Origin of the sequence: Moorena sp. SIOASIH, from assembly GCF_010671925.1 — a bacterium.
Classification (GTDB): Bacteria; Cyanobacteriota; Cyanobacteriia; order Cyanobacteriales; family Coleofasciculaceae; genus Moorena.
Genome location: NZ_JAAHIH010000004.1, coordinates 620,547 through 638,930 on the forward strand (window position 1 = coordinate 620,547; position 18,384 = coordinate 638,930).

At 44.0% G+C, this 18,384-nt stretch carries 13 protein-coding genes and 1 pseudogene; 4 read left to right on the top strand and 10 right to left on the bottom strand.

The genetic code is table 11. The features are described 5' to 3' along the window. Nucleotides 1–54: 54 nt before the first annotated feature. The 4 genes from F6J90_RS24020 to F6J90_RS24035 all read right to left on the bottom strand — a co-directional run bounded on the left by F6J90_RS24020 (nt 55) and on the right by F6J90_RS24035 (nt 8,774). On the bottom strand, nt 55–597 hold the full coding sequence (locus F6J90_RS24020; protein WP_293099209.1) for a hypothetical protein: 543 nt from the start codon (nt 595–597) through the stop codon (nt 55–57). 47 nt (nt 598–644) lie between these two features. Continuing rightward, the gene (locus tag F6J90_RS24025; protein ID WP_293099212.1) at nt 645–4,700 is read right to left on the bottom strand and encodes a hypothetical protein; all 4,056 of its coding nucleotides are present in this window, start codon (nt 4,698–4,700) and stop codon (nt 645–647) included. Between the two features lie 11 nt (nt 4,701–4,711). Beyond that, entirely contained in the window at nt 4,712–8,299 is a 3,588-nt protein-coding gene (locus tag F6J90_RS24030; protein ID WP_293099214.1) for a LamG domain-containing protein, read from the bottom strand. 199 nt (nt 8,300–8,498) lie between these two features. Next, nucleotides 8,499–8,774 carry a hypothetical protein gene (locus F6J90_RS24035; RefSeq protein ID WP_293099216.1) on the bottom strand — a complete coding sequence of 92 codons (276 nt, stop codon included), beginning with the start codon at nt 8,772–8,774 and terminating at the stop codon, nt 8,499–8,501. A gap of 815 nt (nt 8,775–9,589) precedes the next feature. Here F6J90_RS24035 and F6J90_RS24040 point away from each other — a divergent pair. Beyond that, complete coding sequence (locus F6J90_RS24040) at nt 9,590–10,486, top strand: helix-turn-helix domain-containing protein (protein ID WP_293099218.1); 897 nt, start codon at nt 9,590–9,592, stop codon at nt 10,484–10,486. Nucleotides 10,487–11,154: 668 nt separating this feature from the next. Here the strand turns inward: F6J90_RS24040 and F6J90_RS24045 are convergent. After that, complete coding sequence (locus F6J90_RS24045) at nt 11,155–13,527, bottom strand: peroxidase family protein (RefSeq protein WP_293099221.1); 2,373 nt, start codon at nt 13,525–13,527, stop codon at nt 11,155–11,157. Between the two features lie 390 nt (nt 13,528–13,917). Further along, nucleotides 13,918–14,055 carry a hypothetical protein gene (locus tag F6J90_RS24050; RefSeq protein ID WP_293099223.1) on the bottom strand — a complete coding sequence of 46 codons (138 nt, stop codon included), beginning with the start codon at nt 14,053–14,055 and terminating at the stop codon, nt 13,918–13,920. A gap of 576 nt (nt 14,056–14,631) precedes the next feature. Here F6J90_RS24050 and F6J90_RS24055 point away from each other — a divergent pair. Continuing rightward, entirely contained in the window at nt 14,632–14,763 is a 132-nt protein-coding gene (locus tag F6J90_RS24055; RefSeq protein ID WP_293099226.1) for a hypothetical protein, read from the top strand. 29 nt (nt 14,764–14,792) lie between these two features. On the opposite strand, the pseudogene F6J90_RS24060 reads toward F6J90_RS24055, so the two are convergent. Next, nucleotides 14,793–15,343: pseudogene (locus tag F6J90_RS24060) on the bottom strand (Uma2 family endonuclease). A 17-nt stretch (nt 15,344–15,360) separates the two neighbouring features. Then, nucleotides 15,361–15,489 (bottom strand): hypothetical protein, encoded by a 129-nt coding sequence (locus F6J90_RS24065; RefSeq protein ID WP_293099228.1) that lies wholly within the window; start codon nt 15,487–15,489, stop codon nt 15,361–15,363. Between the two features lie 570 nt (nt 15,490–16,059). Here F6J90_RS24065 and F6J90_RS24070 point away from each other — a divergent pair. Both F6J90_RS24070 and F6J90_RS24075 read left to right on the top strand, forming a co-directional pair. Beyond that, the gene (locus F6J90_RS24070; RefSeq protein WP_293099230.1) at nt 16,060–16,278 is read left to right on the top strand and encodes a hypothetical protein; all 219 of its coding nucleotides are present in this window, start codon (nt 16,060–16,062) and stop codon (nt 16,276–16,278) included. 411 nt (nt 16,279–16,689) lie between these two features. Next, nucleotides 16,690–16,848, top strand: a complete 159-nt coding sequence (locus tag F6J90_RS24075; protein ID WP_293099233.1) for a hypothetical protein — start codon at nt 16,690–16,692, stop codon at nt 16,846–16,848. Between the two features lie 179 nt (nt 16,849–17,027). On the opposite strand, the gene F6J90_RS24080 is transcribed toward F6J90_RS24075, so the two are convergent. Next, nucleotides 17,028–17,198 carry a hypothetical protein gene (locus F6J90_RS24080; protein ID WP_293099235.1) on the bottom strand — a complete coding sequence of 57 codons (171 nt, stop codon included), beginning with the start codon at nt 17,196–17,198 and terminating at the stop codon, nt 17,028–17,030. Further along, nucleotides 17,171–18,151 (bottom strand): homogentisate phytyltransferase, encoded by a 981-nt coding sequence (locus tag F6J90_RS24085; protein ID WP_293099237.1) that lies wholly within the window; start codon nt 18,149–18,151, stop codon nt 17,171–17,173. Before F6J90_RS24085 ends, F6J90_RS24080 begins: the two co-directional genes overlap by 28 nt. Between the last annotated feature and the right edge of the window lie 233 nt (nt 18,152–18,384).

The window sequence follows — 18,384 nt, forward strand, 5'->3', positions numbered from 1 at the left end:
TCTTGCCTCTTGCCTCTTTCAGCAATTCGTGTGTTTACAACCGAGATACAAAGGCTATAATTGATCGAGCTTAACGTCTGCTTCCGTTGGCACCACTGATTCTTCTGGAATCTTTGTTGTTGAAAGATTATCATCAGTTACAGTATTTCCATTTTCGTCCACGAAGGTTAAGCCTTTTTTAACAATAACTCCATTGGGATAATCATCGGATTGGGGTACCGAAAATACGGTAACTTTAATCCCCCTCCTATCTTCAGGTTCCGGTATAGGTTGGAAGACATCAATCTTCAACTTCATTGCCAGTTCAGGAGCAACGTCTTGGTTGGTTAGAAAACTAAAATCTTTACTATCAAAGGGAAAATCCTCGGCAAAATTGAAAGGAAACTGATCATTAATTGATCCAGTAGCAGTATAACAAGGATCCGGTGATGTACCTTCCGTAACAGTAATTGATTTTGCCCACATATCAGATAATGGATGATTGTCAGATAAGTTGATGGGCAATTCTTCAGTAATGCTATAGGTATTATCGACTTCCTTCATAAAGGTTGGGATATCTTTAATATTTTGATAATCATTGATTTTATCCTCTGCCATCGTATCTCCTGTTTATTTAAATTAAATTCAAGCTATTCCTTAAAGCCTTAACCTTTAGCATAGGCCGCATACCAGCCAACAGCATCATTACTATCCGTGGCATCAGGATTGCCAAAGATAACAATTTCGGTTTGTCCACTGGGGGGAAATGAGAGGACAAAAAACTTAAGAGCAACCTTCTTAATTTTCAACAAGTAAGCTGTACCAGAAGTGCTAGTGGAATCAACCAGTAATTCCACCGTCTTGAAGGACAGCTTCAGTACACTCTGGAGAGGAAAACCGAGCACATCCCCACCAATTCCCGGTAGCCTCAATCCTACAAAAGTTGTGGCTTTTTCCTGGGAACCATCCTGATTCGGTTCCCAGATAATCAACAGATTAACCACAAACTGAGCTGAACCCGACAATGCCCCCAAACTGCCCAAATTAAACTCGAAGTTAAAACCAAAGCCACTGTCGGGCATAGAACCAGTGCCCAAGGGAGTTTTAACCGTAAGATACCCTTTAGGCTTGCTATCCGGTTGAGCAGGGTCGAGATAGACGAAGTTAGTCAGCTTAAGGGGAAATTTGCTGTAGAGACTATGGGGGCGGGCTTTACTCTGAGCCAAATCAAAGGCAATTTGGCTGGCATCCACACTAAAGGTGATATCCTGGGTACCATTGGTATGCTTGCAGTTCATCACAATGGTTAGCTTTGAGAACTGGAGGAATTGTTCGTTATTGGCTAGCTCATCCAGTTTTTGCTGCAACTCCGCTGATGCTTGATTGAGAGTATCAATCCCTACTTGATAATCGTCTTCCAGAGCACGGGCACTGCGGTTGACCAGGTTGCTGGCAGTTAACACGTCATCGGACAGGGAAGTATCTGACCCAAAGGATAATCCATCAAAGGTCTCTAGGTCACGGAAATTGAGACGGCCCCAGAGGGTAAATCGTCCAATGGTGAGTGTAGTATCATTGCCTGGGGGGTCTGTGGAAAACGTGGCCTTAACGATGTCAACATTATTGAGAATATGACTATCGGGTAGGGCAAAATAGTTCTCGCCGCTAAAGCTAAAGCTATAGGTAATCACGCCATCGTGTTCTTCCGTAAAGCCCTGGAGAATGACGATATTCCGTCCTGAACGACTATTGAGTAATTGGGTGGCTTCGTCAAAGAGTTTATCTAGGGTAAGATTGACCTCACTGGAAAATGCCGTGATTTGAGAATTTTGGAATTGCACCCGTAAGTTGGCCACCTGGAAGGCATAGCCCAAGGGACCGGTTTCTGGCACGGAGTTGTCTTGATAGTCCAGCAATCCAAACAAAGAAGACTGTTCCGCTACCAATTCCCCATTTTGGGGAAAAATCGGGGTGCCATTACTCCCGACATACTGAGCGTAGAAGTTATCCTGGTCTTGTATGCCACATTCTAGGGCTTTCAAGTCTTGAGGCAGTCCTGTCCCAGCTGGGAGCTTGACATTTAACGCAATCATCCCTGACCAAAAAGTGCTGCTGCCAACCCGGGCTAGAGGGGCAGCATTATCCCGGTCTTTTTCAGCAGCATTGGGGTCGTTGGCGGTTGCGATCGCATTTTCAAAGAATGTCACTAAGCGATCGCGCACTGCTTTAATTTCCTTGACCCGTTCATCAGCATCCGTTGCCGTCCCGACAAATACCTCCGGTTGTTCCCACAGGGCGGTATCCTTGAGAATATCAATCAGGGGCTTATCTAGGAACTTAAACAGTAAGACCGTATCAGTATCCCCTGTGCCCTGTCGCCAATTATCTGGATTGAGATCAAAGGTCCAATCTTGAATGGTCAGTTGGTTATTCTGAAAATGCTCCTTGATAACTGGAGGAGATTCATTGGTATCAAAGGTTTTGAGGGAAGTCGGGTCAGTGATCACCAGGAACATCTGACTGGACTGGAAAGCTGAACGGAGGGATGAACCCCGTTCTAGGTCCTGCAAACTCACATCCTCATTGTCGGTATCCTTCGCCAGTAATAGACTATTGAGGGTTTGGTAATCAGAGGAATAGGTTGCCAACAATCCCAGGGAAGTTGTACCAGTGATGGTTTCCGCTGTTGGAGCAGCTGTCATGGCCTGAGCTTCAGGGGTAGCTGATCTACTCAAGGCACTGAATGCTTGGGGACTAAATGTCCCTATCCCCCCTAGTATTCCTTGAGGTTGACCGCTAAGTTGAGTAGTGTCTGTTTCAGCAATAATTTTAATTTGTTTGCGGCGCTGGGGATTGAGGATTTGTTCCTCCATTTGCTGATAGTGAGCCAGGGTTCCACTTACGCCACCATAGGGAAACAAGGGTAAATACTCTCCCCTGGGCAGTCCTGTAACGGGAACCTCCAAAAACGTGAGGGGGTTCTCAGTTGGGTTTGGGTTTTGAGCCTGAAGCGTTGATGCTCGATACAGCAATGACTGCTTGGGTTGGGAAAAATAGACCGGTAAATTCGTGACTTGGTCATCTGCCTGGTCATCTGCCTGGTCATCTGCCTGGTCATCTGCCTGGTCATCTGCCTGGTCATCTGCCTGGTCATCTGCCTGGTCATCTGCCTGGTCATCTGCCTGGTCATCTGCCTGGTCATCTGCTTGGTCATCTGCCTGGTCATTTGCCTGGTCATCTGCTTGGTCATCTGCCTGGTCATTTGCCTGGTCATCTGCCTGGTCATCTTTTATGTCATCTTCATCCTGGTTTTTTTTAATTTCTTCATATTCAATATATCCCCAAGCTGTAGTTGTTTCCGATTCTAGACGCTGCCCAGCTTCATTGGTCTCTACAATTTGCTCAGGAACGAAATCCGGCGCAAAGGTGGGTTTTCCAGCTTCCAGATGCAGAATATTAACCTGTTGACTCGACAGTTGAATGTATTCAATCCCCGCTAATCCACACAAGAAGTTATCTTCATCTCGTATCGAAAACTCCTTTCCACTGGGGATAGGGGTACTCTCGTAATTGGGAACCGAGAGAGTATATTTCCCTTGGGGGACTAGATACAAGGGTGAACCAAAGATGCTATAATTCTGCCCTGGACGCTCTGCAAAGATTAGCCGACTGTCCCCATGACCATGGGGAGTGACATGGATGGAATATCCCAAATTGGTGCGATAACAAGAAGGCAAGGATAAATCCGAAATAGTAGAGTTTCCTGGCTCTACAAAGGCAAAGTAAGTGCGATCGCCATTCAACGGTTGGAGTGGATCTAGGGCGCTATATAAGGTCAGATTTTGGCTACCATCCCCCTGCTGAGAATAATGGGAGGCAGCATCCCTATCTTCCCCCAGAAAGGGATATCGATGGCTAGAAATCAGGAATTCCTGGTCGCTATTCAATCCTGCAAAACCAGACAAGGGGTCAGTCGGGTCTAGTAAGGAGTTTGCGGATTTGAAAAACATCCGTAGGGTTACATCCAGATAGACCAGTTCCTCAAAGGAGGCTGTGCCAGGAGATTGGTTTTGCAAGGTCAGGGCAAAGGTCAGGCAACCGGCCAACTCTCCGCTAAAGGGTAATGCCATCGCTTCCCCTGCCTGATTGACTTCAATCCCTTTGAGTTGATGAGCACCATAACCTGTGGACAAATAAAACGGGTCAGTTTTCGGTAATTCAGTTTCCGGTGATTCAGTCTCAGTGCTAGGGAGGTTGTGTAGAGACGGATCGAGGGCAAACAGAAATCCGTCTTTAGTTCCATTCAACTGACAAGTTACACCACTAGCGATCGCTAATTCATAGTTGCGGAAATTAAAAAAGGTCAGTCGCTCTACAGTATCTGTTGGAGACAGGGTCAGGGCATGAAATCGCCAGCGAGAGACTAACTCCTCTGGGTTATCAATCCACAAAAACCGAGTATTGCGTACCGAAGGTGTAATCAGAAATTCACCAATGCGGTCACTCAATACCGAAGGGTCTATAGCATCATTCCCCTCTGGCACTTTAATAAATAGATATACTCCGTTCTTTATTGTCCAAGTTTCTTCCAGGGAAACAGTTTGGGAACCTTCTATCGATCCTTCATTCACCCAAAACCCAATGCTATAGGGCAAAGTAGGGTTAACGGATTCAGATAAAAAGTAGAGCGCCTGTGCTGTTGATTGGGTAAAGGTAGTCATCTGCTCACCCCCTACAGGACAATGCGATCGCCTTTTACCAGAGGCAAATCAAGCACCGGACTATCTTCGTCCAGGTAGATAAACCGATAGCTAGGTTCGTTGGACACCCCTTCGTGTAAAAGGCGACTCAACCTGGGTTTTCCGGTAGAGTGCAGCAGCGATTCTCCCAGGGATACTGACGGAATACTGACACGTTGCTCCATCAGTTGTCGTAAAGTCGTTCCCACCGGAACAAATACCGGTTGTTCCTGTAGCACCACCGTAATTTCTGGAATGACTGTTGCTCGTCCTCGGAAATAAAAGCTGGCAAGGTTTGTCTTTTTATCCAGGTCTGTTACTGTTGCTGCCCCCATAATGGTTGCGGCCTGTCCAGGATCGAGGGAACCTGCAGAGGGAGCTGCCAAACTAGGATACACCAGCCGCAAGTAGGGTTTTTGATAGCCAACTTTAAAGGTATCCAGACTACTTCCAGCCCCTACCGTAGCAATATCTGTGGTGACATAGGGCTGAATTTGGGACAAAAACCCATCAAAATTAATCATTAGGTTAGTGCCATCCCGATAACTGTTGAGGGTGTAGTAAGACGTGCCACTGCCCACAAACCCTGAATTAGCCGTAGATTGGGCTGGATGAACGAATTGATAGTTTTGGTAATCGACTCGTAACCGCATTCCAGCTTGTAAATCCACGTAGCCATTAACGCTATCCAAGCCGTAGTAGTAGTAGAGAATTTCCTCAACCAACAACGGCATCCGTTCAGCAATGCGGGTTTTGACCAGGGTGAGGGTACCAGGAATCAGATTACTGTTGGTATCTAGTTGAGCAATAAAGTTGTCGTAATCGGTCTTAAGTTGATCTAGCCAATTGTCACTGCTTTCCGGAGGAGTGATGGTCAGGGTGCAGCTTTGATCGGCATTTTCTGTAAGGGTAAAGATGCCTGCGGTGCTGGAGATGTTATTGGACTCCGCAGCAGTGTTGAATAACTGGGGCAATGTTGTAGTTTGGGTGATAGTAGCAGAGTCGTTGCCATTGCCCAAATAAATAACAGGTTTTTCCTCCACCTCCGTAAAGTAGTAGTCCGCTTGATGGCGAAACTGTTGTGCAAAGATGACATCTACTTGGGAGTTTAACCTTGCCAAAATCGCTTCCAGGATGTGATTGGGAGTCAGCGGTGGGCGAACTAGGGTAAACTCCGGCACTGTAAAGGTGTTTACCGTCCCTGCTTGATCTGTCCAATCAAAGGTTCCAGAGACTTTTGCCAAAAAGCCTAACTCAGTCAGTTCCAGGATTACAGTGGCGTTCATCACAGACGCGATCGCTACCTGGTCGATAATCTTGTGGGAGGTACCGGGTTCAAAGATTGGACCCAAGGTAACTTGAAACGGTAGAGTCAAATTTCTTTGGCCTTCCAGGACAAACTGTTCATTGCGCCACCAGCCATGGAGTACAAGGTTTTCTCCCAACCAATTGCCCTTGAGAACGACTTTCCCATCTTCAATCCCCAGGGGGTCAAATTGACTCCGTTGTTGATTGTGACGAGCAAACAGTAGCTTGAAATCTACCGTCCAATCAAATGGGCGATAATCCCTTAATTGGGGGAGTACTAATTCAGACACAGAGGTGATGGAAGACATCTGCCAGATCTCCCCGGTGGTATCTGATTTCAGGAATAGACACAACCCCTCTAGGGTATTAATTTGTCCTAATCCAATTTGAAAATCGAATTCCGGTGAATTGAGGGCAAGTTTACCTGGCGCATCCGCTTGAACTGCTGTAAAGGGAATTGACGTTTTCCATAACGTGCTATCCACTTGTCCCCATTTAAAGTACCAGCTTGGGGAGCTTCCAGCTTCTGATTCCCATTCCAGGGCAATCTTGGTGAAGTCAAACTCAGGAGTAACTTCCCGGATTTCAGAGGTGTCAACCTTCAGATTGAGCTTAGACTCTGAATAATGCTCTACATCCGGCATACCCTCCAAAGTCAGTTGAGCAGTTAGGGGTTGGTTCAAAGGACTGGGCATATTAGTCAGCGTCAGGTTGCCCAAAATTTCAATAGTGGGGTAGTAGCGCTGGTAAATCGCCTCTGGAGTCAGGGCAGAGTCATAAATTGCCACCTCGTAGAGTTCTCCTTCCCAAGGGAAATCTTCATTCCTTGGGAAGTTGCCCCTGCGTTCGATAAATAAAACGTCATTTGCTAACGCTAACTTAACAGCAGGGTCATTTGTCCAAGGATGAAGCTCCTCATCACCCCTGTTTTCCGAAGGAGAATCCTCCTCATCATTCTCATCATTACGACTTTGCCAACGATTATCACTCTCATTCCTATTTCTCCAACGATTACCCCACTGATTCCTATTTCTCCAAAAATGACGCTCCTCATCATCGCTATTAATCCATTTTGAATTGTCTAGGGTTCCATTGAGATACACCTTGGCATTATCACTCTCATCCCCCAAGTTATTCTGTGAGAAAGTATAGACAACATAGGTTAGCTCGTCGGTTGTTACTGTGTCGGGACTTGTGGTCAGGATTTGCCAATATCGGTTTCTATCATTAGTGTTGGTGCGCAATAGCACACTATACTCGTCGTGATGGTACCAATCCCCCGACCAGGGATTGCCATAATCCTTTAGCCATTCTGAATCTCCTTGAGCCAGAGTCACATAGGGATTTTGAGGATCTTCCGATAGAGTAACGACTATAGCTGGGTATTGTTGACCCGTTTTGCTAGGCTTAATCCAGGCGGCAATAGTGATTTCGTTGCTCTCTTGGCATGCCTTGATCAGTTTGCTAGCAGAACTTAGGTTTGCCGCTTCTAGGGTGGCATTTTCACTCTCGATCAAGCCATCTTTAACAGCGATAGATCCTAATCCCCACTCCACTGTTTCTGGCTCCGTTTGAATCCGTAAGTCGATGGCGGGTGCATCTTCGCTATTCCTCAAGGAGCAATCATAAACCCATTCTCCAGACTTTTCTCCAAACCAATAGAGCACCTGGGGTTGAAGAGGATTTGACCCAGGTTTCACCGTAAAAGTCGTCAACTCTAAATTGCCCCAGGGTTGAATCGGGATTTCCTGAGGATTATTAGGATTGTAATTAAAAATCAGTTCAGAGCCATCGCTCAACCCTGCCTCAAGGACAATATCTTGACCAGAGAAAACCGCCGTCACTGTTCCACTGACCGTGGCGGTTTCGGAATTAAGTTGCTGGGTAAAGCTCAAATTTAAATCTTTGAAATGGGTTGAGCCTTCCGGACTAAATCCAAAAGAGTCAGTAGATTGAACCCCTAACGTAAATGAATCGCTGTTGTAGGTGAGTTCAATAGTATAAAAGGCATCGAAAGGTGAGGCTGGTAATCCCGGTAAAATTAGGCTAGCTTGATAAAGGCTCTTATCAAGGGTTTCTCCAGGTTTGAGAATTTGTGCAACTGATGATTCTGCTAGAAACTCGGAGATTGTTTGTTTGCTATAGCGTTCCTTATCGAGTCCCTCAGGAATTGTAATCCAATAAATCTGGAAACCAGCCTCAGCATCAATCTCATATTTAAAGTAGTACTCATAACCTAGACTCAATAATGTTATAAATCCGTATGCGAGCATAAAAAATCCCTTGAATTCTATGTAAGGATTCAGCAACGTTGGTTATGGAATCAAACCAGGAGCAAGTGCAGTTTTATCAAGCTGAGCCGGTTGAGCTTGCTCAACAAACTCTATCACATACTACCCCTAACGATAGCATTTTTTTTACCAAACTTAATATTTACTAATACTAAACTTAATATTTACTAAACTTAATAAATTAGCAGTATCCTGAAAAAGTTCCCGAGACCGAGAGCCACTCCAGGTTTTTCCTTGATGTCCTTGCTGTCTGCCTGGTTGACGTTTGGGTTTTTCTCCTGTATCTTGTTTTTCTTATTTCTGAGTTTCCGGTTTTTTGATTAGGTCTGTTGATGGCGGTTTTGATGAGATTTTGAGCTCTAATTATACTAATTACAGGCAATTTATGTATTTCTTGTTTCAGTTCTTCTATTGTTGCTTGCTGCTGAGCTATAGCCTTCGCTACAGTAATGAGCATTTCTCTCACTTCCTCCTTCGGCAACTGGTTGAATCGTTCTGTATCTAGTTCGTTCGGCTGTTATTTGGTCACGATTGCAATCCTATACGGTTGTATCGCTTTTGTCAATACCCCACTATGTTAATTCTTACTTTAGTCGGGGAATCAAAAACAACTTGGCAGTTAAAACCACCGTCAAAACTTGACATTTTGTTCCCAACATGTATTTTATTTGCTACACTTTTATCAGTAGAGTAAAGCGATAAAACTTTGATGTTAATCTAGAAAATAAAAAGGCAGGATAATGCCGAGCATTACAGAAAATTTAATAAATTTCACCTATAATAATATTGGCTGAAAAAATCCTTATCAAAGCCTGGATATACCGTAAATAAAAAAAATGATGCCTGAAATTCTTGTCAAAGATTAGCTGATAATTCGTAAGCATATGCGCTACGCGCACGCTACGCGAACAGCATTCAGTCGTCAGCTGTCAGCCGTTGGCCTTGGGCTTTGGCCACGGTACGGGAATGGCCATGCTATGGGAATGGCCAACGGCTGAATGCTTACAATTAGATCAGCCAACTCTACGAAAGGGAAAGACTCACAGTGACGTGGGAATCCCCAGCGCCAGGATTGTTCCCCCCGGGGGAGGATGCCAATCCAAACCATACCTTAGAATTAGAGAGTTTTCCTAGGTGATCAGAAAATTGGCTATTATATTGTTAATTTTTGTTAATTTTTGATAAGTTCTATGGTGAGATGCCGAGGGAATGTTACTATCCGGTGTTTATGTATAAAAATTGTTAACGTGGATTAATGGGTGGAGAGATTTGGTGAGCCACTTAAGTCTAGAGCAAGAGGAGCAACTCCAGAAAATAGGGACCTATCTCAGCCAAGTCAGGCAGGAGAAATCTATACCTATTGAGGAAGTCGCTAACAACACCTTTATTCGATTGCATATATTGCAAGCCCTTGAAGCAGGGGAATCGGAGCCGTTGCCCGAGCCAGTTTATATTCAAGGCTTTATTCGTCGCTATGGAGAGTTTCTCGGTCTAGATGGTCCAGGGATAGCCAAAACGTTTCCAGTTAATTCTGGATTGTCCTTGAAAACCGAGGAAACCGAGAAAACCGAGGAAACCGAGTCTGGTGCGTTAGTCTTGTATAGCGGTACCTCTTCAGAAGAGAAATCTCAGATTCTAACCTCTCCTCAAAAGATTCCTAGGATTGTAGCCAAAAGCAAGACTGTTAAGACTGTAGCCAAAACCATAGAACCCTATTATGGTTACATCATAATAGTAAGCTTGATCAGTGTTGCTGGTGGACTAATTTATCTACTCAACACCGTGTTCACCTATATCACTAATCGACAGATCGAAAACTCATCAGTTGCTCAGGAGCAGCAAACCCCAGATAAACCAGATCAACCAGCACCAGCCCCTAACCCCAAACCTAAACCACCCCCCAAACCCAAACCTTCCCCATCTAATCCATTAATTAAAGTACGCTTGAGTATTACAGAGCAAACTTGGGTACGAGTGGTAGTTGATGGCAAAATCGAGTTGGAAGAAACCTTACCCAAGGGATATCAGAAAACCTGGATTGCTAAACAAAAACTGACTGTGAGGTCAGGGAATGCGGGAGGTGTTTTGTATAGTGTGGATCAACAGCAACCAAAATCCCTCGGGGAACGTGGTGCTGTTGTACAGAGGAGTTTTAGCTTAGCGCAGTAGATTATAGCAATTCTCATGTTGGTGAAGTAGCTTGTAGGGTGGGCAAAAACCCTTTGGTTATGGGTGAGTATTCACGATTAGATTACTTTGCCCACCCTACTTTAATTGGTATTTTTTTTATATTCATTACTGATTGACCTTACTATTATAAGTTTTTAGCTTGTAGGGTGGGCAAAAACCCTTTGGTTATGGGTGAGTATTCACGATTAGATTACTTTGCCCACCCTACTTTAATTGGTATTTTTTTATATTCATTACTGATTGACCTTACTATTATAAGTTTTTAGCTTGTAGGGTGGGCAAAAACCCTTTGGTTATGGGTGAGTATTCACGATTAGATTACTTTGCCCACCCTACTTTAATTGGTATTTTTTTTATATTCATTACTGATTGACCTTACTATTATAAAAGAGTTTTTAGCTTGTAGGGTGGGCAAAAACCCTTTGGTTATGGGTGAGTATTCACGATTAGATTACTTTGCCCACCCTACTTTAATTGGTATTTTTTTTATATTCATTACTGATTGACCTTACTATTATAAAAGAGTTTTTAGCTTGTAGGGTGGGCAAAAACCCTTTGGTTATGGGTGAGTATTCACGATTAGATTACTTTGCCCACCCTACTTTAATTGGTATTTTTTTTCTATTCATTACTGATTGACCTTACTATTATAAAAGAGTAAGGTCAATCACTAGATCGTTAAAGTCGCGATCGCTTTCTTCACTGTCATTACCACTTAAATCTTCAAAGGCGAATGTGAATGTGTTGTCACTGCTATTTCCAAGTTGAAGGATGTGGCTCATGCCATCACTGTTAGCAGCTGTGAAAGCAAAGAATACCTCAGCATCACCATTTTGCACATCTTCCAATTCCCCATCCGTAATCAAGTAGGGAGCTAGGAGAGAGCCACCGGGAAGAGTAACATCAAAATTCACCGTGGTCAAATTTTCGTCTACCTTGAATTCAGCCACGCTGGCATCAATAGCAGCTTCTGCATAACCCTCTTGGCCAGGAGTAAGAGATTGACCCGTTATCGAATCAATTATCGTTCCCTCTTGATCAGCAATTACATAAAAGCCAATTAAATTGTCATACTCCGCCTCTCTAGTCACAGTTGCTGTAGCTTGTCCCGAAAAGCCGGTTAAATCTAGCAGTCCATCAGAGGAGGGATTGTTGTCGGAGCTGATTACAAAGGCATTGTCTGGAATTGTAGTAATTTCGGTGTTGAGCTTGATAATGTCAGCAAAAGTCACTTCCTTAATGGCTGCAATTTCCTCTTGGGTAAAGAAACCGCCATCCTCAATCGGTCTCTCGAACCAGAAGCGGTCAGCATCCCTTATCCGCTCGTATTGCTCCCATAGCATTGCTTGAATAGTTTCTCCGGCACCGGATACAGCAACAGTATCTTCTGAAAACAGCCCAATCAATAAGTCAATATCTTCTACAGTCTGGTAAAGGTCTTCGAGAGTATTTGCCAACTCTGAATTTGAAGTAATTTCCGAAAAAGTGGTCACCCGTGGTAGACCGAGACTGGTTCGCACTTGGTTATAGTCAGCCAAACCATGATCCCGTCCCCGTTGCTGATTCGCAGCATAAAGGTCAAATCCGATGGCATTTGGTACTAAAGCGTTGCGCAGGTCAAAAACTACATCAGTATCAACATCTTCAGTAATCGTTTGACTCGCACCGCGCAAGATATTATCTATATCGCTACTATCATTAATATTGGGTGAACTAAATGTGTTCAGTAATTGCAAACTTGTGAGATTACCATCAGCATCAATAGTGTCGATACGGTTATTAGTTTGGGTATGACCAACACGAAGACCAGCAGCAGCAAATTCACTAGTGATTTCTGGGGTTTGATTAGAGTTATAGCTACTGTAGTCAGTAATCACATTACCCACCATCAGGGGGAGCCACTCGTACAGGACAATAGTTTGATATTGGGCAATATTAATCTGGCGAGAGCGTTGATATATCTGCTCATCTGTCCAGTCAGGATGAAACCGATAAAGTTCTTGGGCAAGGCGGTTATGGTTACGCATCCACAGGGTATGCTGGGATGCCAAACTATCATTCTCGTTAACCCGTGTATCCCCGGCTAGAAAACCCACATCCATAAAAGCGCCTTTACCACTGATCAGTTCTCCATCAGCACCTGTGATGTTAAGGGGTAACAAGTCGTCATTAGTGGCAACTGTTTCATCTAAAAAGACGTTGAGGCGACCTTCTGAAAAAGCACGAATTGCTTGATATTCTTCTTGAGTAGACCCATAGACTACAGAAAGGTCAAGCCAAGAGGTAACAGTATTAATGGCTTTTCCTGGGCTCCCAGAGACTCCAGTACCGCTCAAAAACGCATCCCGTTCAAAGTCAAACTGCAAGCCACCATCTGCCTGTGTAGAAATTTCTTGAGTGGGAGGAGTGTTTGGTGGAAAATTCGGGTCATCTGCGGGAATGTCAATGGGGAAATTGAGTAATTCTAACCGGTTTTGGTTCTCGTCTTTTAACCCATTCGCTGCTAAATCAGTGTCGTGGTTGACGAACTGACCAAAAGCCCAAATGAAAGCGTTTAAGCCATTACTATTGGGATCAGACTCTCCTTCTTCTAAGTTAGAGGTGGCATTGCTGATCACTCGGGTACTAGGGCGATCGGGTGGGTTAAGCAACACAAAGGGCGCATCAGATACATTGCTTAAGCCCTCTGTATTGGATATGACATTCAATCCCAATCCATTTAATCGGTCTGCTTCGGCTTGGGTAAATATGGGAATCGGTTGGCGCGTAACGGTATTGCCATCTATACCGATCAGAGCATTGCCTTCTGCATCAAATGCAATACCCGCCGGTGACTGGATTCCGTCTTCATACTCGATTGGAGCCAAACGCAGGAAGGGCGTATTAGGGATACCCAAAGAGACTTGGTCTAAATTATTCCTACTGCCGTCGATCAGGCGAATGGTAATCCCTTCATCGTTTACAACTAATGTGCTGTCGGCAAATGGGTCTCGTTGAAGAACACTGTTGAGATTTGTCATAACATTTAAATAAACATAATCCTTATCTATAAGAGTTCCCAACCATCAGGAAAAAATACTAATAATCTCAACCTGAAAGTATTGCTGTTTTTAGGTAGTTTTATCGTTGACCTCTAGGGTTGACTATGCTTACCTGACAAACGTCACAAAATAAATAGCCTGTTACTTTTAGAGCTCCTGAAATCCTAGACTATAGATTTGATAATTAATAAATTATTTTAGAATTTTTTAAAATTAAGATAGGTTCAGGCAGCAACTGGAGTCTTTTAACAGCTTTTATTCGATACCAATTTAATTTACCCTGAGAGGATTGTAAATAGTTTGGTCTGCTCTATATCAAATCTTTAATTCTATGATCAGATGTATTTTAAAGTTTTACATTGTTTACTTTTACCTTATAGGAGTAGGGAGCAGGGAGTAGGGAGCAGGGAGCAGGGAACAGGGAATAGGGAATAGGGAATAGGGAATAGGGAATAGGGAATAGGGAATAGGGAATAGGGAACAGGTAAAAAATTTTGTGTACCTCATGAATATGATCACCGGTATATTTTTTGGTTTTAAAATAGTTTTTATTTTTTTGTGGGGGTAGTTTTAATATGAATAAAAAAAAGCGATCGCGTAGCGTATCTTTCAGAGCATCGTTTTTTTTAGGTGTAATTTTTTTGATAAGTTGTCGCCCATTTAAACGACCTTGTCTTGATGCATCGCGGTGCGCTGCATCCCTTGATTAAATCAAAAAAAACTTAAACTCTTATACCTTTTGCCTTTTGCCTTTTGCCTTTTGCCTTTTGCCTTTTGCCTTCTGCCTTCTGCCTTATACCTTTTGCCTTTTGCCTTTTGCCTTTTGCCTTTTGCCTTCTGCCTTCTGCCTTCTACCTTGCATCGAATACATTTTGCTTATCACCAGCAGATGTAGTATAATTACTTATTACCTTAGATAAAGTTAAAAAAAGATAAAGAAAAGGCTTAAATAAAATTTACAAAAATCCTCACTCAAGGGGTGACTGGACTTGACGGCTTAAGTTAACGAACGTCACTTGTTTAACTTGGCGGAATAGGTCAGACTGGTTTTCGGTGCATCTCACTGTCTTGATGCAGTCGCTCATGGGGGAAACCACGGCAGTCGCTCATGGGGGAAACCACGGCAGTCGCTCATGGGGGGAACCCCCAAGACCGCGCTGCCTCCCCAAGACCGCGCTGCATCGCTTTTGCAAAAACACTAAGCTCGAATACTGAAACCCCTATTATCTCGTTATAGCCATTGATTACCAGAAACTATTGAGTGTGAGAACAAAATTAGGTAAAATTGGTTCTCCCAATAATTTATTAGGCTGCTCTAACACTTGTTTGGGTTTCCCAGATTGATAAATCTCCACTTGCTTGGCTAATCGCTTGAATAACCAACCCAATTTCACCCCATTATCTAAGTATTCCTGCATTTTTGCTTGGGCTGGTTTCAGGCGGTGGGAGACATTAATTCGATTACAAAATCTGGTGCTAGGGGTGGAAATTTTTCCCGTTGTGCAAGTGTCAGAGCCTCCCATCTTTCCCGCTTAACCCAAGCTACATCTGGTGAACGATCAGCTCCGTTAGGTAGATGAAACCCGGTGGATGAATCAAACACTATTCCTAGTTGAGATTTTTCATTCCAGATTCCCAAACGAATTAGAAGATTAGCATTTATTGCTCCTGTTTCTCCACCGGTTGGAGCGATAATCACCAAATCTCCTTGTACTTTTCGCTCTAGTTTCCAGTCGGGATTAGCACAACACAGGTCGTAAAACTGTTGGGATGTTAGTCTGGCATTTTCCGGCATCCTCAAGATTGATTGTGTCATGAGCAAAGGGAGCAGGGAGCAGGGAGCAGGGAACAGGGAGCAGGGAATAGGGAATAGGGAACAGGGAGCAGGGAACAGGGAGCAGCAAGAGGCGTAGGGTGCGTTAGGGACGGGCTCAGCTTCATTTTACGCCTCTTCGTCCCTGGTTGGTACAGCCCGTCCCGTAACGCACCACTCAGGGGCTTACTCTTATTTTACTCATATCTTGCAGCAAGTTTAAAATTCACCTGTCAAGCTAGGGAATAGGAAACGGGGAACAGGGAAAAGTTAGAATATTTTACTATTTTACTACTTAAATTGATTGTGATTACTGCCGTTATTTAGTTTTTTATACTGGTGCAATATCTCTCTTTTAGGAGCGAATTATTCTGGTGCATCTCAATCCATGCTGTTTGACACGGTGGTGCGTTACGGGGCGGGCTATCCAAAGCCTGGCTACGAGGCCGAAAATGAGGCCCCCCCTAACGCACCCTACGCAACTTTTTTACAAATATGAGATGCACCAAATTCTACCAGCCCTATCGTTAAAATTACTAGTTAAAAATAAGCGTTACTGTAGCGTATATTTCAGAAGCTTGCTGGTTTTTTATCACTCCTAAAACTCCCCAAAAAAACTTTTTAAAAACCCTTGACAAATAAAAATATAATCATTACAATAATCATTAAAGCAACACAATGAGTTCAATTGTTAAGTTATGCGACAAAAATTTACTCAAAACCTAAAAAAACAACCTGCTAAGCACACTCTAAAAGGGTCTCGGGAAGCAGTAATTTATAGTATGCACACCATGTATGCCCTAGGGTATGCAGAGATTTGCGAATGGACTCCTCTGGAGCCGACTGAGGTTCCAGGTGAAGTGATGACCAAAAAGATGGGTTTCAAGCCCCGTCCTTCTAGGACGGCTTTCAAGTAATGTGCTAGAATAAGAGAGTGGCCTAACACAGACAGGAAAAGTCGGTACTGTCATAATTTCACGAGCGTTTTGCGATGTTAGCACTTGAGGCGCGAAAAACCTCATTAAAAACGTATGGATCCTAACAGATACCGACAACCAGTAAAGCAAACTTTGAAAACAAAAGTACCGTGGGGCACACGGAAACTGAGGAAACTCAACGCTTAGGGAGACAAGCCCACTGGGGTTAGTTAAATTAGGCTAGATGTTTGGTTTTTAACGGGCATTTGGCTTAAATATTGCCTTTCAGGATAGCTAATTTTAAGGCATGTCGAGGAACTAAGAATCCCCGTTCTTACTTCGGCGGGGAGTGTCAATACACTAAACAAGTATTGGCTGTTGCCATAACACCTTGTCTTGATGCAGTCGCTCATGGGGGAAACCACGGCAGTCGCTCATGGGGGATACCCCCAAGACCGCGCTGCCTCCCCAAGACCGCGCTGCATCGCTAAATTTCTGGGGGGGTTTCCCCCCTTGAAAAAATTCAGGTCTGCTCAAATAGGATTAGATCAGGTTAGGTTTGGTAACTGAGTGACATAGCGATGCAGCGCGCTGCATCAAAACAACAATTTCAACGGACTTATTGTGGAGTTGAAATAGCCGTGGATAGTATTTCTACGGCTATTTTTTTGTAAGTATATGCGCTACGCGCACGCTGCGCGAACAGCTATCAGCTATCAGCGGTCAGTAATCAGCTATCAGCTATCAGCTTATACTTCACAGGCTAGAAGCCTGTGCCACACTATAGCTTTTACTACTTCCCCTTGATTAGCTGACGGCTGACGGCTGACGGCTGACGGCTGACGGCTGACGGCTGACGGCTGAATGCTTACGCGCTGTTTATTCGATTGATTTAGAACTGCGATAGTCTGAAAAGACAAGCGGCTGGGAATATCAAATATTCCAGGAAAAAGAGTTTCCAGATAAACTGATAAAAACTAGCGATCGCATTTTTATCCGCCAAGTCTACCTGGTAAGAGCGCCACCACATTACCGCCAATGCTACCAGATGGCTCCCTACCAAGAAGAGGATATTTACTGAATCGAGGAGCAGCACACTAGCTAGCACCATCGCGAGATAGCAAGCAGTAATCACTCCCCGTGCTATATTAAATACCGCCAATTTACCCAGCCGGATGGTAAAGGTAGTGATATTGAAAAGCTTATCCCCATCGATATCTGGGACATCTTTGAATATTGCGATCGCAACGGAAAAGACTAAGATAAACCAAGTCAATGCCCACACTGCTGCGGTAGGCATCATCACTTGTCCCTGTTGCAATGCCCAACTAAAGTGTAAAAACAGACCTAAATTAACGATTGCTCCCCGTACTGAAAAAATACATAGCGCTGCCCAAAAGGGAAACCGCTTCAGCCGGATCGGTGGCAAGGAATAGCATGTACCAATTGCCAAACTAATACTGACCATCAACAACAACCACGGTCCCAATAACCAAGCAAACAGTAGCGCTAGGATACCAGTTAGCGCCACAATCCCCTGACCTAGTTGCAGAGAAAACTCCCCTGCAGCTATGGGAAGATGGGGTTTATTAATGCGGTCAATCTCCACATCGTGGACTTGATTTAGTCCTACGATATAGACATTACCGCACAAACAAGCAATCCAAGCTCCCAGCAGTTGACCGAACCCTTGCCAAGTCCAACCACTGTTAGTCATGGACACAGCAATCACATAGAGGGCAAAAACACTTAAACTCGTCCCAATAATCGTATGGGGACGAGAAAATTTCCATAAACTGTATAGCCAAGCGGCTGGTTGCTCCAATAGATTAATTGAGGACGGAGTAGATGTTTTAGAGGAAATCTGACTCATAGATTAGGTTAATGGGATTAGGGGTTAGGGGTGAGAGTAATGCTTAATAGTTTTAGTACTTATATCATCTCAGGATAATTACCCTTTAGGACTTACGCATTTGCCCCCGTGGGTCCCCCAATTCTGGGGGACTTTGACATCATTACCCCCCAAAATTGGGGGGCTAGGGGGGCGCTTATCAACTTAACCGCGTAAGTCCTGCCCTTAATGAAAATCTCCCCATCTCCCCATCT

Bases quoted from the DNA above. Each gene is read 5' to 3' on its own strand.
- F6J90_RS24020 (WP_293099209.1), bottom strand. From the start codon at position 597: ATGGCAGAGGATAAAATCAATGATTATCAAAATATTAAAGATATCCCA.
- F6J90_RS24025 (WP_293099212.1), bottom strand. From the start codon at position 4,700: ATGACTACCTTTACCCAATCAACAGCACAGGCGCTCTACTTTTTATCT.
- F6J90_RS24030 (WP_293099214.1), bottom strand. From the start codon at position 8,299: ATGCTCGCATACGGATTTATAACATTATTGAGTCTAGGTTATGAGTAC.
- F6J90_RS24035 (WP_293099216.1), bottom strand. From the start codon at position 8,774: ATGCTCATTACTGTAGCGAAGGCTATAGCTCAGCAGCAAGCAACAATA.
- F6J90_RS24045 (WP_293099221.1), bottom strand. From the start codon at position 13,527: ATGACAAATCTCAACAGTGTTCTTCAACGAGACCCATTTGCCGACAGC.
- F6J90_RS24050 (WP_293099223.1), bottom strand. From the start codon at position 14,055: ATGAGGTACACAAAATTTTTTACCTGTTCCCTATTCCCTATTCCCTAT.
- F6J90_RS24055 (WP_293099226.1), top strand. From the start codon at position 14,632: ATGGGGGAAACCACGGCAGTCGCTCATGGGGGAAACCACGGCAGTCGC.
- F6J90_RS24065 (WP_293099228.1), bottom strand. From the start codon at position 15,489: ATGAAGCTGAGCCCGTCCCTAACGCACCCTACGCCTCTTGCTGCTCCC.
- F6J90_RS24070 (WP_293099230.1), top strand. From the start codon at position 16,060: ATGCGACAAAAATTTACTCAAAACCTAAAAAAACAACCTGCTAAGCAC.
- F6J90_RS24075 (WP_293099233.1), top strand. From the start codon at position 16,690: ATGGGGGAAACCACGGCAGTCGCTCATGGGGGATACCCCCAAGACCGC.
- F6J90_RS24085 (WP_293099237.1), bottom strand. From the start codon at position 18,151: ATGAGTCAGATTTCCTCTAAAACATCTACTCCGTCCTCAATTAATCTA.